The following is a 14297-nucleotide window of genomic DNA, read 5'->3' on the forward strand; positions in this document are numbered from 1 at the left end:
TAACTCAATTGTATTTACTATTTTTGCGCAACCGTATTAAAACACTAAGTTTTAGTATTCATAATTTTTAACTCATACCATGGAACTACCAAAATTCATTTTAGGCGATAACACGGATTATCCAGATGCTATTTTTATCATTCATACAGAATTCCCTAGGTTTATCATCAACTTAGAAAACGATGAGGTAGAGTGGTTCGAAGAATTTGACCAACACGACCAAAAAGAGTTGGAGTCTGAGATGGAAAATTATATTCAGCAGGCAACGGACTTTTATGATAGGGAAGTAGCGCGATACGATGATTAAATAGCAAAGCATGATTGAACAACTTATTGAATTAGATCAAGAACTATTTTTATATCTCAATGGGCTTGGTAATACATACTGGGACGCTTTTTGGTTAACTTATACGGCAAAAATTCACTGGATTCCATTGTATGCTACCTTAGCTTATCTTATTTATCGAAGACTAGGTACTAAAATGGTTGTTTTAACACTTATTACGGCCATACTAATGGTGTCATTCACAGACCAAATAACTAATTTATTTAAGCATGGTTTAGAACGACTGAGACCTTGCCACGAAGCAGGTGTGGCAGAAGTTATGCGCCTGGTAAAAGACGGTTGTGGTGGTCGATACGGTTATTTTTCGGGACATTCCAGCAACTCTATGGGTGTCGCTGTTATAGTAGGTTTAATTTTGAAGAATAAATATAAATACTTGCTCCCAATGTTAATTGTTTGGTCGATTCTAATGGGTTATAGCCGTATTTATATTGGAGTACATTACCCTTTGGATGTTGTTTCCGGTCTTACCTTTGGTGCAATTTCAGGATTTGGTTTTTACAAATTAGACAAATATTTACAGTCTAGATTCACACTAAATGAACCAGACCAAGAATTAGATAAAAATTAAAATTCTATTTTTTAGTCAATCTGTAAAAGTTATTGACGAGACGCGGTTTATGACCTTTCGCATTTTCATCTGCCATGTTTAAATCATAGGTCCCAATTAGCTCTATGTGATAGTATTGTGACAACTCTTCCAGCGACTGTGAATTGTCAGAATTTACCAAAAGGTTAAATTGTGATTCCGCAGGAATTAGATAACCGTCTTCAGTTTTTAAACTCGGAATTTTTTTGCCAAAATCGTAAACAGTTTCTGGTGCTACGTTCAAGCTATAGGTTGTAAATCCATTTTCATCAAGGTTTGAAACTGAATTAAAATTTTCTTGAATTTGGGTTTTCACCAACGGCACAGCAAGGAATCCTAAACTCAACATAAATAATAAAGTCAGGTAAAACACTGATTTAATTTCCTTCGCTTTTAAATATTTAAATATGACAATCCCAATAATCATTAATGTAATTACTGTTGCGACCCATCTAAATAGCATCCAACCGAACAAATCATCTGCTAAAAAAAAGTAGCTTAAACCAAAAGCACAGGCTAAAAAACCTATCAATCCAAATTGGAAATAAACAGGAATAGTTTCTTTTTTGGATGTCAGATTTTTAAATTCTCGAAATAGATAATTAATGTAAAAGCCAATATTAAATGCCAGTGGAATAAGAACAGGCATTAGATAGCGCGACTTTTTTTCAGGAATAATAGATAATAAAATCACGGCAAAAATCGTCCAGAAGAAACTGAATCTATAGGCTTTTAAATTAGTTACACGCGATTTCATATAAGGATAAATCAAGCTAATTAAAGCAGGAATAGTCCATATGCCACTTTGAACAAAAAAGCTCCAGTAATAATAGAATGGTCTAACGTTGTAACTGCTCCAATTGGAAGTTTCGCGCTCTGCTATAGCAGTAAAAGTTTCTGGATCTGCTATACGCACATGAAAATACCACCAACCACCTAGAACAATCCCGAAAACTAAAAGACTTAATACTTTCAAAAAATGTATGGGTTTCCCCTGGAATTTATAAGCTATACCATAAGCAATAACAAATGGTAAAAACAATGCATATAATGAAACAGGTCCCTTGGATAATACCGAAAAAGCTAAAAATATAACGAACAAACCACTGCTTATAATTCTTGTTTTTTCAATCTGAAATAGCAGAAATAATTGATACAAAGCCATTAGCATAAAACCGTGTGCATAGATATCCCATGGTGCTTCAATGGTAATACCGATGACATAAAATGAAGTAATCGCAATAAAACCATTAGCCACGCTATGCGAATGCTTCAATTTCATTTTGTTGGATAAGAGATAGGTTGAAATTCCAATACTAGCAACAAAAAGTAAAGTAGGAAAACGCAACGCCAAAACAGATTTTATGCCAAAAATCATCCCAAATGCAGCTGTAATCCACGTAGGCATAGGTGGTTTTTCGTAACGCGCTTCGCCATTCATCGTGGTTAGAATCCAATTACCGTCAGTTAACATCTCTCGAGCAGAAATAAAATTACGAGCTTCCATAATGCTTACGGGAATCGAGTCAATGGTAAAACCAAGCATAAGTATCACAAAAAAGAACAGACTTAAAATAGGATATTTTTCAATCAGTTTAATCATTGTTCTGTCTTATTAAATAAGTGTTTCTTGTATAAATGACTACACCAAAAAGATGACCGATAAAAAGTACGGGATCTTTTCGAATAACGGCATAGGTTAAGATCAAAGCGGCACCGATTAAACTCAACACCCAAAATCCCATTGGTAATGTCGATTCTTTATGACGCTCAGCATGAATCCATTGGTAAACAAAACGTAACGTAAAAATCACTTGCGCAAAAATACCTAATGCTAACAACCATGTGGGAATAGCGTCATTCTTAAAAAGTAATGCTACGTCAATTTGATTATTATTGTAATAAAAAACAACAATCAGAATAGGTGCTATCAACAATAAAAAACGAATTGGCTTAGGAAATTTTTGCCATTGTCCTTGCAATTGCAGATTGCGTATGTAAATAAAATAGGTTAAACCTTGCCCAAGCATAATCGCAAAATCAAGTCGTAAATAGCCATAGATAAAAAGTAAAAAAGATGCCACTAAACTTAACGTCCAGAATGTTGTTGGAGTAATAACCTTACGCTGTTTTTCTGAAGTGACCCATTGAATAATAAGGCGAGATGAGAATAATATCTGCGCTAAAAATCCGATGCCGTAGATAATCCAGTCTTTCATTTACTGCTTTTAGCAACCTCGTAGTTAATATATTTTTTCTTCATCCATAGATAGGCAAAACAATCCATCAGTGGTCCTAAAAGTCGGTTCCAAAGTCCAAATTTAGCTGTACCTGCCATCCTTGGAAAATGTTGTATGGGTATTTGAACTATACGTCCGTTTTGAAGTAAGATCATAGCTGGTAAAAACCGATGCAAACCTTTAAACATTGGGATACGTTTAGCGTAATCTGTCTTTATTACCTTAAGTGGACAACCGGTATCATCCATACCATCATGCGTAAACGCTCGTCGGATACCGTTTGCAATTTTAGACGACATATTTTTTACAAATTTATCCTTTCTATCCGCACGTACGCCTGTTACCAATTCGTGATTGTGAATATGTTGAAGTAATAAATTAAAATCTTCAGGTGCTGTTTGTAAATCGGAATCGATATAACCCACCAATTCACTGTCCACATGGTCAAAACCCGCTTTTATAGCTGCGCTCAAACCTCTGTTTTCTTTGAACGAAATGTAGTCAAAGGCATTGTTGTGATTACAAATAGCTTCGATTAAAGATTGACTATTATCTGTTGAGCCATCATTAACAAATAAAATAGAAGTTGAAACGGAAGCAATCTCAAGATAATTTAAAAGCTCAGTTTCTACGCGCTTTAAGTTTTCTTCTTCGTTATAAACAGGAACTACGATCGTAAATTTATATGTCATGCTTCGGTTGACTTATTGGGTGCAAAAATATTGTTTTTTTAAGTTATGACGAATGTTTATGACATAACCTTTCACAAATCACCGTGTCTTGCTTAACAAGTATTCTGCGGCTGCAAATGGTGTGGTTTTTCCAGCCTCAATCAGTTCAATTTGGGATTGTAATTCGGTTTTTATTTCTGGTGAATTATAGAAATTTGATTTTAACCGTTCTTCAATAGTTTGAAGCAACCAAAACTTATTTTGATTGTTGCGATGTGACTCAAAGTAATTATTCTCTTTTGTGCTCGTGAGGTAATCGCCAATCATTGCCCAAATGTCCTCAATACCTTCACGTTTCAATGCGCTTGCCAATAAAACTCGAGGTGACCAACCCGATTCCTTTTGAGGGTAGAGGTGCAATGCTCTGTTGAACTCTACTTTTGCGGACTTTGCTGCTTTAATATTTTTGCCGTCTGCTTTGTTGATCACAATAGCATCTGCCATTTCAATAATACCACGTTTTATACCTTGTAGTTCATCTCCGGCACCAGCGAGTTTCAACAATAAAAAGAAATCGACCATGCTATGTACTGCCGTTTCACTTTGTCCCACACCAACCGTTTCAATAATTATAGTGTCAAAACCTGCAGCCTCACAAAGTATTATCGTTTCTCTTGTTTTACGTGCCACACCACCTAAAGAATTACTTGATGGCGATGGTCTTATAAATGCGTTTTTGTCCTTGACCAGGTCTTCCATTCGGGTTTTATCACCCAAAATACTGCCTTTACTTAATGAGCTGCTTGGATCTACAGCAAGTACAGCCACTTTTTTACCAATGGATGTTAAATGAGTTCCAAAAGCCTCGATAAATGTGCTTTTTCCCACGCCAGGAACACCAGTAATTCCAAGCCTAACAGAATCATTGGCATGTGGTAAACAGGCTTTAATAATTTCGTTTGCTTTCTCTGTATGTTTGAGGTTGGTACTTTCTGCCAAAGTGATAGCACGGCTCAGACTTGTAATATTGCCGGAAATTATACCTGCCACTAAATCTGAAACCGAAGGTTCTTTTTGTCGATTGGCCTTAATCAGTTTTGCGGCATCTGAGCTTAAGGAATCAGGTGGTGATACACCTTCTTTTTCGTGCAAAGCAGATTCGTATTTTGGTGTTTTTTTGGCCACTTAGCGATTAGATTTACTGATTTTTGATCGGTGCTTCTTCGATAGGTACTTCAATTTTGGTCGCGTCCCAAGCCATAGTGAGTTTTAAATTACCAGTGGTATTATCAAATGCAATGGTAAATTTTTCGACTGTAGTGTCAAGTGGAATAGTCGGTGTTTCAATTTCCAAAACGTCGTAGTTTGGGTCCCACATAGGTTCCATTTTTTCATTAACACCCCATTTATACTGTCGTGAGTTAAACATCACTCTCCAGGAATCCTGCATTGGTACTGTCCAAATAGTGTATTTTCCTTTTGGTAGTTTAATTCCATCGATAATTAAATCCTTGTTGGTCTCAAAAGTAGTAGCTTCGTTAGCTCCAGTTCTCCAAACTTTATCAAAAGGTACTAACGCCCCAAAAACATCACGTTCGCGCTTAGAGGGTCTGTTATATTCTACAGTAAGGTTTAAATCATTTAGCTCTAATTTTGCGGAATCCTTGGGACTTAAACGTGGTGAGAAAATATTTTCGACAAAAGTAGAATATAAAAATAAACCTAAAGCCACAATGGCCAGAAGGATAAGTAGGCGCTTTAAAAAGGTGTTCATGTAATTTTAAAAAATTTTATAATTCAAACTGTTCCTTACGGACTATAAAGTTAAATATAATTGAAATCCCTAAATTTAGAGCATGTAACGTTGAAAATTAAGTAAATCTTATCAAAGTGAAATTTTTTTGAAAATTTTTGCAACACTCAACTATTTACCTCGTCTTTAAAGTGACACCAATCAAAAAAACCAAGACCAAAATCAATACGTTTCAGATTCATATTGTTGAAAAGTGTAAGCAAAACGATAGGCAAGCACAAATGCAATTGTATAACCAATATTGCGATGGTATGCTCATTGTGGCGAGTCGTTTCATAAAAAACACAATGGAAGCTGAGGATATCGTTCAGGAAGCGTTTATAAAGGCGTTTTCAAAACTTGAACAGTACAGGGCAGAAGTCAGTTTTGGAGCATGGCTAAAACGCATAGTAATCAATAATTGTCTCGATGTTCTTAAGGCCAAGCGCCAACGTGAAATTGAGTTGGAAGAGCACCACTTAAATGTGGTCGATGCAGATTACGAAAGCGGATGGACGGTTGAAGATGAAGTAAGTATAGATGAGGTAAAAGTAGCGATTGAGCAATTACCAGAAAAGTATAAATACGTAGTAATGCTTTATTTGGTAGAAGGTTACGATCATCAAGAGATTTCAGAAATACTTGATATTACTGAAGTCGCATCGCGGACACAACTGTCCAGAGGCAAGCAGAAATTAAAAAACAAACTAAAGTTTATAAAAAATGGCACAACATCTTAGAGATTTATTTGAAGCCGAAAAAAAGAAGGACAAAGCCAAAATGTCCCAAGGTCACGAAGCACGTTTTTTGGAAAAGCTTGAAAAAGAATTACCGCAGCAAAAATCGAGAAATAGATTTAACTTTTTCAGTATTGCAGCAAGTGTAGTGATTTTGTTAGGATTAAGTTACGGAGCGTTTCAGTTTTATCAAAGTCCAACAGATAATGCAATGCCAACTGAAGTTGCAGATTCGGATTCCAATTCAGAATTAAAAACTCTGGGAGATGTGTCACCAGACTTCAAAAAAGTTGAAGATTATTATTTGGCGAGTATTAATTTAGAATTATCCAAAGTAGAATTAACGCCAGAAAACAAAGAGTTGTTCGATGGCTATGTACAACGTCTTAAGGAGCTCAACGATGAGTACGTAAGATTATCTAAGGAACTGACCAAAAATGGACCTACGCAAGAAACATTGGATGCACTAATAGATAACTTAAAATTCAGGTTGAATTTAGTAATGAGAATGAAGGAAAAATTGCAAGAGTTTAGTGATGATTCCTTTGAGCAAACGACAGTATAATTAAAATACAGCTGTCACATTGTGCGCTTCGACCAAACTCAGGATAAACTAGAGTCGAATGCTTTAAAACTTAAATATTTCAATTTTAAATAAATAATTCATTAATCAAATCAAAAGATGCTGAAATAAATTCAGTACAAGAAAAACGAACAGATTTTACTCAGCTCGACTGGGTATCTCTAAAATTAAAAAATCATGAAAAAAACAATTAAAATTATCGCACTCTGTTTATTGACATCATTGGGTTACGCACAACAGAAACAGACTAAAGTCTCGCAATCTATTAAAGTGAATAAAGACGTTATCGTAGATTTAAATACAAGCCATGTAGAAATTCAATTAGAGACATGGAACCGAGATATTGTTGAAGTGGAGGCCTATGTCGAAAGTTCAAAGCTGTCAAAAGAAGAATTAAAAAAAGCACTAGAATCTTGGAATTTAAAGGTTGATGGCGCTAATAATCAAGTGACTATCTCATCAGATGGCTCACATCGTTTAAGCTTTTTTGGCAATAATGATTATGCAGGATTATTAGAAGATATGGAAATGCAATTGGCAGATTTACCTGAAATACCTCAAATGCCGGCAATGCCTAATATGCCTCATATGGGGAAAATGCCAGAGGTACCAGAGATGCCTGAAATGCCTGAGATGCCGGAATTACCAGAATTGCCAAAAGGTGTTAATAGCGTAAGTTTTGATTATGAAAGATACCAGAAAGAAGGCGAAAAATACATGAAAGAGTGGAGCAAGGAATACGAGAAAAAAGGTGGTAAAGAATTGCAGAAAAGTATGGAGAAATGGGCGAAAAAATTCACTGAATCGGGTTATCAAGAAAAGATGGAAAAATGGGGAGAAGAGTACGGTAAGCGTTTTGAAGGCCAGTGGGCAAAGGATATGGAAAAATGGGGCGAGCAATTTGGAAAGAGCTTCGGAAAAGATATGGAAAAATGGGGAGAAGAGTTTGGTAAAAGTTTCGGAAAAGAATGGGAGCAAAAGATGGAAGCTTGGGGAGAACGATTTGGTAAACAGATGGAAGAACGTGCCAAAATTATGGAAGAAAGAGGTGAAGCTATGGGAAAACACGAGGAGAAAATGGCAGAAAAACGTGAGAAGCTTGCTGAGAAAATGGAAGAGCGCAGAGCATCTATGCAAACCAGACATTACGAGTCTGGTGGTAATAGCCAAGTAAAAAAAGTTATTAAAATTAAGATACCAAAAAAGGCAATTCTTAAAACCAATATTAGGCATGGTGAATTAAAAATATCTTCGGTGATATCTAATATGAAAGGTGATATAGCGTACTCATATTTTGTAGCAGAACACATTGATGGAAGTGACACTTCCATCAATGTATCTTATTCGCCTGTGATGATAGATACTTGGGACATGGGCACATTGAATTTAAATTTTGTAGAACGTGCACAAATACAAGAAGCTAAAGATTTGGTGCTTAACTCAAAATCATCCAATATCAATATTACCAATCTTAAAAATACGGGATTAATAGATGGAAGTTTTGGTGATTTAACAATCAGTAATCTTGCGGATACGTTTAAGAATTTGAATCTCATTTTGGAGCATAGCGATGCGTTAGTTTACCTTCCGAAGGATGTTGATTATAGTTTGAATTTTAAGGGAGACCGATCAAAATTCAATAATAAGGCGACGACTCAGAAATCAGTTAATACAACAGCAGATGGTACAGCCTCAAATAAAGTAATTAGCATAAATGCTAAATTTAGCAGCGTAATCATGAATTAAAAATTAGTTTATCATATCCGAGATTTAATATAAATTCTCAATTCAATTCTTTCCGAAATTCCATAAAATCAATTCGTATTTTTGTGGAAATTTTTAATTAATGGCCCTATTTAATTTTGAAACTTTTCTAAAATCGCTAGAAGTCCATACTGTAATTGATGCTTCTATTCCTACGACTCAATATATTCCTATTGATTTGTCCAATCAAAATCCCGAATTGCAAAAAGTAGATTTTTCGTCTTCCGAAGACTTGGAAAAATTTATTTGGGATTATATGAACCAAAATGATGCGAAAGCCGCTTACGGTGGGTATTTAGAACAACGCGGTATCTATAGAAGAAGTTTGTACTTTAATCAAGAAAACTTAGATACCGAACGTAATATCCATTTGGGTTTGGATATTTGGATAGATGAACACGCACCTATTTTTGCACCTTTAGAAGGCAAGATCCATAGTTTTGAGAATAATACTAATCATGGTGATTATGGCCCAACCATAATTTTAAAACATGATATAAATGGACTTTTGTTTTATACACTTTACGGACATTTGAGTTTGTCCTCCATTGAAAATTTAAAAGTTGGTGCAAAGGTGAGGCAAGGACAACAATTCGCTAATTTAGGTTCGGCCAAAGTAAATGGGGATTATCCGCCACATTTACATTTTCAAATTATAAGAGAGATTGGAAATTTTGAAGGTGATTATCCAGGAGTAACGTCAAGACAAGATCTGGATTACTATAAAAACAATTGTCCTGACCCGAATTTGCTTCTAAAATTATATTGATCCGAAACCGGTTTTAACATATTCTCGTAAGTAATGGTATGCAAATATGGCTATTAAGACTATTTATGTTTTGTCCTATTTTTTTGTTCGCGCAAAAAATAGAACATACGGTGTCTTACCGATCTATTGAAAGCGAAAGTTACTTTAGGTTCAACTATGACAATGATTATTTTGCCGCAACGGACGAAAACTATACACAAGGTTATAATTTTGAATTGGTTTTGCCGAGTTTAGAAAAAAATCCGGCGAATCATCTGTTTTTCAATTTTGACGGTAACAAAACACAATACGGATTATCAATTGAGCATATTGGTTTTACACCTAATGATTATGAGAGCGAAGACATTCAATTTGGCGACCGACCATTTGCAGCTGCAATTATGTTAAAGAGTTTTAAGATGGAAACCCATACTCCAAATAAAACAAGATTGTCACAATCTTTGAGTTTGGGACTCATTGGTCCTGGTGCATTTGGTAAAGAAATGCAAGTGGGCATACATGAGATTACTGGTAATAAAGTACCTGGTGGTTGGGATAACCAGATTAAGAACGATGTTGTGCTTAATTATAGAGTAGATTTTGAAAAGCAACTTTTTAAATTGGAAAATCTGTTTGCTTTTCAATTTGATGCTTCAACTCAAATAGGAACGTTATTCACGAATGCTTCCATTGGGTTCAATACCCAAATCGGTATAATGAATTCGGTTTTTGATAATGTTAAAACTAATAGAAAATTCCAGTTTTATCTTTATGGACAACCTAGGGTGAGCCTTGTGGGTTATGATGCCACATTACAGGGAGGACTACTTAATAGGGATAGTCCATACACCATTTCATCAGAAAATATTGAACGATTTACGGCACAATATAACTATGGGATTGTGCTTAAGACAAGAACGCTATATTTTGAATATACGAGAAGTGCGATAACTCGAGAGTTTAAATCTGGTGCTTCTGCAAAATGGGGAGGGATTAGAATCGGTTTTACTTTTTAAAAACGGAAATAAAAGGCCATCAAAAATTGGTGTAATAAACTAATTCTAAAAAGATGTTTCAATTTCTAACAGCCTTAAATCTTTTCTAATGTTATTGTAAAAAAGTATACAGCAATGTCAATTGCAGTGCATATTGCTTTAAACTATCGGCATCAACATCCACATCATTCAATTTCGAGAAATCTGAGGTAAAACGTAGTCCTGCTGCCAAACCATTTGTAACCATATCTAACTGGTAGGATGCACCGATGGCAAAGCCAAGAGTGCCAGATTTGTAGAATTCGGTTAAATCTTCAAAACCGTTTCCAGATTCTTCAATTTTCTGTTCAATGGATAGTAAAAAATTATATTGTAAACCTGCTTCGAGAAAGAGGCCATTCGTAATATTATATTTAAGTAAAACAGGAAGGCTAATCAAGCTCGTTTTTATTTCACCAGTGGTTGCTCCATCATTAAAATCCCAATTGTTACCTCCAGTACTGTAGAAAACTTCGGGTTGGACGCTTAGCTTTTCTTTGATTTTGTAATTTAAGAAACCGCCTACTAAAAAACCTATTCTTGGTGAGGTAGAATAATCTGAGCTTGAAAAACTTATGCCAGCAATATTGAGTCCGGCTTTAGCTCCGTAATTTAAATCTTGCGCTTCAACTGATGTAATTGTAATTGTAAAAATAAACAGTGATAAAAAAAATCGTTTCATGATTATAAGTTATGGTTATATACTATAATCGTGAACGTTTTAAAATGTCATCACTAATTACTCAAAAAAGCATTAAAATCATCAATGGCATGAGCTTCTCTAAATTCTTCTTGATCAATTTTACCGTTCTCGGTAGAATCGTAGTCCATAATAATCTTCCATTTACCATCTATTTTTTTTAAAAGCACATGAAATTGACCGTAAAAAATTTGTTCTTGAGGAGTGTTTTTATTGCGTATCATTTTATAAACACCTCGTTCGCTGGCTTTTGTTGAGGTATTGATTCGTTCAAAAAAACGTAATTCAATTTCGTTAGTTTGGTTTGTGGTTTTATCGTTAGTGAATTGAAGATTGTAATTATTAATATATGTTTCATAATCCAAAATTCGGTTGCCACCAGGAATTCGCACTAGATCTTTAGAATGTATTTTTTCCATATATGATATATCTAATGAATCAAAAGCTTTGTAGAAATCTGCCCAAACTAAATTTATAGCTTTTAGATTATCCAAGGGTTGTGAATGGCTGATGTGGCTAAACAAAGCCAGGGAAAAAATTATAATACTAAATTTTTTGAGCATTATTATTGTAATTTATTCTTATTCATCCGATTATTGGCAAAGGATTTACCCAAAAAGAAACCAATAATTGCCAATATTGCATCACCAATGGCAAACCACGTGTCTTTTGGAAGCATAATAATTACGAAGAGTGTTGCAGCTAACATAATACCACCTACAATGTAAGAAGGTATCATGCTGGTTTTGGAGATGACAGCAGCAATGAACATCCCGGAAACAATTCCCATAAAATGTGCAATTATTACAAAAAGTTTTGATCCCAAGGGTATGAGGTCCATATTGTTTTTAATCCATTCCATATCGGTTGGATCTGCACCTTCAGGTAAAGGGAAAAGTGTATGTCCAATTAGGCTTTCAAAAATATAAACAACAAAGGAGGCGACAAATATGCCAACAACTGTGGCCAAAACGTTTTTCATGATATGCTTTTTTTAGTTGGTTGTTCTAAGGTATGAAAAAAAATATTATCACTTGTTTTAAGATGCTATAGAGAAATTCTCTATAACAAAAACTCAGTTTTTTTCTCAGAAAGGAATTTTATGTTACAGGCTCTGTTATATTTTTTGAATATATAGAGTGTTACGGCACCAACAAAAAATTATAAAAGATTTTACTCCTCCTTTCGCGTAGCGACAAAAGTACCATTAGGCTGAATAAACTTTACCTGGTCGATCGCGCCATCGTCGCTTTCAAGAAATTCTACCTTAAAACCCTCAAGGACTTTAAAATTAAATTTATGCTCAGCTGTTGGGACAAGTTCGTATTCTGGTTGACCAGGCACAAATACATAAAGCATATTTTCGTCTTTTATGTAGGCTTTAATTTCCGTTCCTGCAAGATCGTATTTGCCAACATAGGATTGTAATGTTTCTGCATCCACATCAATTGAGTTTGGTGTACGTTTAAATTCAATCGCGTCTAGAGTAGGCTCTATGCTCATTTTTGCATAATCTATATCACCAGCCACATTAGTGGTGAATGAGATTTTTAAGGATTTACCAATACCTGTGGTATCTACCTTGCCTTCAACGACATCTAAAAATTCAAATGTATCGTAATGGAAATGGTTTAGAAATAGTTTTTCATCATTCAAAGTGGCATAGAGCGAATCGTTTTCTAGTACTATATCAAATTTACCATACCCTTCGTTTTCAAACGTGCCTGTGTAATCTAGTTTTATATGAGATGGTTGTGTGTTTTTTACATTTGAGATTTCCGCATCCTCCTCAACTTCTGCTTGTGCTCGTAAAGCTTCCTCAATGTCTTCCTTATACTTTTTTGCCCATGCGGTTTTGTCAACCTTTAACATGTAATCGGCAACTGTATTTCTAACTAATCTTGGTACGGCAGAGCCGTTTTGGTTGGCCAATACCACAATGCCTAAACTGTCCGTGGGAAAAAATCCAACACTTGCCGAAAATCCATCTATATTTCCACCATGTTCCACCAGATAGTGTCCTTTATAAGAGTGCAAAAACCAACCATAACCGTAATTAGCAAAATGCACATTAGGCAATTCTTTATTTGGTACACCTCCAGCAACCACCACTTGTGAGGTCATGGCTTCCTTTACATAATTTGCCGGAATGATTTGCTCGTCCTTATATTTTCCGTCGTTTATCCACATCATTAGCCATTTGCTCATATCATTTACACTACTATTAATGCTGCCTGCTGGAGACATACCTGCAATGTCGTAGTAGTCCATTTTTTTAATGTCTTTATTATCTTTAAGTTCATAGCCTACAGCAATATTGTTGCTTTCTTTCATGCCGTCAATTGTGGTTTTAGAACGATCCATGCCCAAAGGTTGAAAAAACTGTTCTTCTATATTTTCTTCCCATGATTTACCCGTAATTTTTTCGGTGATAACTCCTTGTGCCAAAAACCCGAAGTTGTTGTAAAACCACTGTTGACGAATGCCTGTAAACGGTTCCTGATGCTTCAGCCTCATAATTAGACTATCCTTATCATGACTCGGAAAAAAGTACCAAGCACCATCGTGTCTTGGCAGTCCTGTACTGTGGCGCATTAAATCTTTAATTATGACGTTATTGTTAAGATCATTGTTGTAAAATTCGAGTTCTGGAATATGTTTCCGAGGATTGTCATCAAAAGAGAGTTGATCCTTTTCTCTTAAAATTCCCAATAAGGCTGAAGTAAATGCTTTGGTGGAAGACCCAATGGCAAAAAGGGTGTTGCCATCTACAGGAACTTTATTTTCGTAATCGCTATAACCAAATCCATTGGAATAAATGAGCTTGTCTCCTTCAACAATGGCAACGGCAAAACCTGGTGCTTTTGTGTTTTCTAGAATAGAATTGAGTTCTTTTTCTATGCCTTTGAGGCGTTTATCACTTTGAGAGAATGATATGGTCGCAAGTAATAGGACAACGAGGGTAAGGATGCGGTTTTTCATAAGATTAATTGGTTTGGTTAAAAAGCTAATTGCTCTATTGGTATGTAAAACAGACTAAAAGTTACGATTTTCTCTTCATTATTTTGAAAAAGTTACAATTCGTCATAAGAA

Annotated in this window: 16 protein-coding genes; 7 read left to right on the top strand and 9 right to left on the bottom strand. The window is 35.2% G+C overall.

Translation table 11 applies throughout. The features are described from left to right. The first annotated feature begins 79 nt into the window (after nucleotides 1-79). Nucleotides 80-307, top strand: a complete 228-nt coding sequence (locus HM983_RS11855) for a hypothetical protein (protein WP_179345651.1) — start codon at nucleotides 80-82, stop codon at nucleotides 305-307. Between the two features lie 10 nt (nucleotides 308-317). Continuing rightward, the gene (locus HM983_RS11860; protein ID WP_179345652.1) at nucleotides 318-917 is read left to right on the top strand and encodes a phosphatase PAP2 family protein; all 600 of its coding nucleotides are present in this window, start codon (nucleotides 318-320) and stop codon (nucleotides 915-917) included. Between the two features lie 4 nt (nucleotides 918-921). Here HM983_RS11860 and HM983_RS11865 read toward each other — a convergent pair whose 3' ends face one another. The 5 genes from HM983_RS11865 to HM983_RS11885 all read right to left on the bottom strand — a co-directional run bounded on the left by HM983_RS11865 (nucleotide 922) and on the right by HM983_RS11885 (nucleotide 5620). Beyond that, entirely contained in the window at nucleotides 922-2538 is a 1617-nt protein-coding gene (locus tag HM983_RS11865) for an ArnT family glycosyltransferase (protein WP_179345653.1), read from the bottom strand. Further along, nucleotides 2531-3154 (bottom strand): lipid-A-disaccharide synthase N-terminal domain-containing protein, encoded by a 624-nt coding sequence (locus HM983_RS11870; RefSeq protein ID WP_179345654.1) that lies wholly within the window; start codon nucleotides 3152-3154, stop codon nucleotides 2531-2533. The genes HM983_RS11865 and HM983_RS11870 overlap by 8 nt, the downstream gene beginning before the upstream one ends. Then, nucleotides 3151-3867, bottom strand: a complete 717-nt coding sequence (locus HM983_RS11875) for a glycosyltransferase family 2 protein (protein ID WP_179345655.1) — start codon at nucleotides 3865-3867, stop codon at nucleotides 3151-3153. The genes HM983_RS11870 and HM983_RS11875 overlap by 4 nt, the downstream gene beginning before the upstream one ends. A gap of 78 nt (nucleotides 3868-3945) precedes the next feature. Continuing rightward, nucleotides 3946-5031 (bottom strand): methylmalonyl Co-A mutase-associated GTPase MeaB, encoded by a 1086-nt coding sequence (gene meaB / locus HM983_RS11880; RefSeq protein WP_179345656.1) that lies wholly within the window; start codon nucleotides 5029-5031, stop codon nucleotides 3946-3948. 13 nt (nucleotides 5032-5044) lie between these two features. Further along, a complete protein-coding gene (locus HM983_RS11885) occupies nucleotides 5045-5620 on the bottom strand; it encodes a DUF2911 domain-containing protein (RefSeq protein ID WP_179345657.1) in 576 nt (191 codons plus the stop codon). A 260-nt stretch (nucleotides 5621-5880) separates the two neighbouring features. Here HM983_RS11885 and HM983_RS11890 point away from each other — a divergent pair, with 260 nt between their 5' ends. From HM983_RS11890 to HM983_RS11910, 5 genes are all read left to right on the top strand, one after another. Continuing rightward, a complete protein-coding gene (locus tag HM983_RS11890) occupies nucleotides 5881-6378 on the top strand; it encodes an RNA polymerase sigma factor (RefSeq protein WP_246277512.1) in 498 nt (165 codons plus the stop codon). Then, a complete protein-coding gene (locus HM983_RS11895) occupies nucleotides 6362-6940 on the top strand; it encodes a hypothetical protein (protein WP_179345658.1) in 579 nt (192 codons plus the stop codon). The genes HM983_RS11890 and HM983_RS11895 overlap by 17 nt, the downstream gene beginning before the upstream one ends. 195 nt (nucleotides 6941-7135) lie before the next feature. Next, nucleotides 7136-8704, top strand: a complete 1569-nt coding sequence (locus HM983_RS11900; RefSeq protein ID WP_179345659.1) for a YggN family protein — start codon at nucleotides 7136-7138, stop codon at nucleotides 8702-8704. A 100-nt stretch (nucleotides 8705-8804) separates the two neighbouring features. Beyond that, entirely contained in the window at nucleotides 8805-9491 is a 687-nt protein-coding gene (locus tag HM983_RS11905) for a peptidoglycan DD-metalloendopeptidase family protein (protein WP_179345660.1), read from the top strand. 65 nt (nucleotides 9492-9556) lie between these two features. Next, entirely contained in the window at nucleotides 9557-10486 is a 930-nt protein-coding gene (locus tag HM983_RS11910; RefSeq protein ID WP_246277509.1) for a lipid A deacylase LpxR family protein, read from the top strand. Between the two features lie 91 nt (nucleotides 10487-10577). Here the strand turns inward: HM983_RS11910 and HM983_RS11915 are convergent, their stop codons facing one another. The 4 genes from HM983_RS11915 to HM983_RS11930 form a co-directional block, all read right to left on the bottom strand. Further along, entirely contained in the window at nucleotides 10578-11186 is a 609-nt protein-coding gene (locus tag HM983_RS11915; RefSeq protein WP_179345662.1) for a porin family protein, read from the bottom strand. A gap of 53 nt (nucleotides 11187-11239) precedes the next feature. Next, nucleotides 11240-11767: a nuclear transport factor 2 family protein gene (locus HM983_RS11920; RefSeq protein ID WP_179345663.1), complete on the bottom strand. Its 528-nt coding sequence runs from the start codon at nucleotides 11765-11767 to the stop codon at nucleotides 11240-11242. A gap of 2 nt (nucleotides 11768-11769) precedes the next feature. Further along, nucleotides 11770-12186 (bottom strand): hypothetical protein, encoded by a 417-nt coding sequence (locus tag HM983_RS11925; RefSeq protein WP_179345664.1) that lies wholly within the window; start codon nucleotides 12184-12186, stop codon nucleotides 11770-11772. Between the two features lie 191 nt (nucleotides 12187-12377). After that, complete coding sequence (locus HM983_RS11930; RefSeq protein WP_179345665.1) at nucleotides 12378-14186, bottom strand: serine hydrolase; 1809 nt, start codon at nucleotides 14184-14186, stop codon at nucleotides 12378-12380. Nucleotides 14187-14297: the final 111 nt, after the last annotated feature.

This window comes from Winogradskyella ursingii, assembly GCF_013403975.1.
In the GTDB taxonomy this organism is placed as follows: domain Bacteria; phylum Bacteroidota; class Bacteroidia; order Flavobacteriales; family Flavobacteriaceae; genus Winogradskyella; species Winogradskyella ursingii.

Excerpts from the sequence above, each read along its gene's own strand:
- HM983_RS11890 (WP_246277512.1), top strand. The coding sequence starts at position 5,881 with ATGCAATTGTATAACCAATATTGCGATGGTATGCTCATTGTGGCGAGT.
- HM983_RS11930 (WP_179345665.1), bottom strand. The coding sequence starts at position 14,186 with ATGAAAAACCGCATCCTTACCCTCGTTGTCCTATTACTTGCGACCATA.
- HM983_RS11870 (WP_179345654.1), bottom strand. The coding sequence starts at position 3,154 with ATGAAAGACTGGATTATCTACGGCATCGGATTTTTAGCGCAGATATTA.
- HM983_RS11875 (WP_179345655.1), bottom strand. The coding sequence starts at position 3,867 with ATGACATATAAATTTACGATCGTAGTTCCTGTTTATAACGAAGAAGAA.
- HM983_RS11920 (WP_179345663.1), bottom strand. The coding sequence starts at position 11,767 with ATGCTCAAAAAATTTAGTATTATAATTTTTTCCCTGGCTTTGTTTAGC.
- HM983_RS11860 (WP_179345652.1), top strand. The coding sequence starts at position 318 with ATGATTGAACAACTTATTGAATTAGATCAAGAACTATTTTTATATCTC.
- HM983_RS11925 (WP_179345664.1), bottom strand. The coding sequence starts at position 12,186 with ATGAAAAACGTTTTGGCCACAGTTGTTGGCATATTTGTCGCCTCCTTT.
- HM983_RS11865 (WP_179345653.1), bottom strand. The coding sequence starts at position 2,538 with ATGATTAAACTGATTGAAAAATATCCTATTTTAAGTCTGTTCTTTTTT.
- HM983_RS11895 (WP_179345658.1), top strand. The coding sequence starts at position 6,362 with ATGGCACAACATCTTAGAGATTTATTTGAAGCCGAAAAAAAGAAGGAC.
- HM983_RS11910 (WP_246277509.1), top strand. The coding sequence starts at position 9,557 with ATGTTTTGTCCTATTTTTTTGTTCGCGCAAAAAATAGAACATACGGTG.
- HM983_RS11900 (WP_179345659.1), top strand. The coding sequence starts at position 7,136 with ATGAAAAAAACAATTAAAATTATCGCACTCTGTTTATTGACATCATTG.
- HM983_RS11885 (WP_179345657.1), bottom strand. The coding sequence starts at position 5,620 with ATGAACACCTTTTTAAAGCGCCTACTTATCCTTCTGGCCATTGTGGCT.
- HM983_RS11915 (WP_179345662.1), bottom strand. The coding sequence starts at position 11,186 with ATGAAACGATTTTTTTTATCACTGTTTATTTTTACAATTACAATTACA.
- HM983_RS11905 (WP_179345660.1), top strand. The coding sequence starts at position 8,805 with ATGGCCCTATTTAATTTTGAAACTTTTCTAAAATCGCTAGAAGTCCAT.
- HM983_RS11855 (WP_179345651.1), top strand. The coding sequence starts at position 80 with ATGGAACTACCAAAATTCATTTTAGGCGATAACACGGATTATCCAGAT.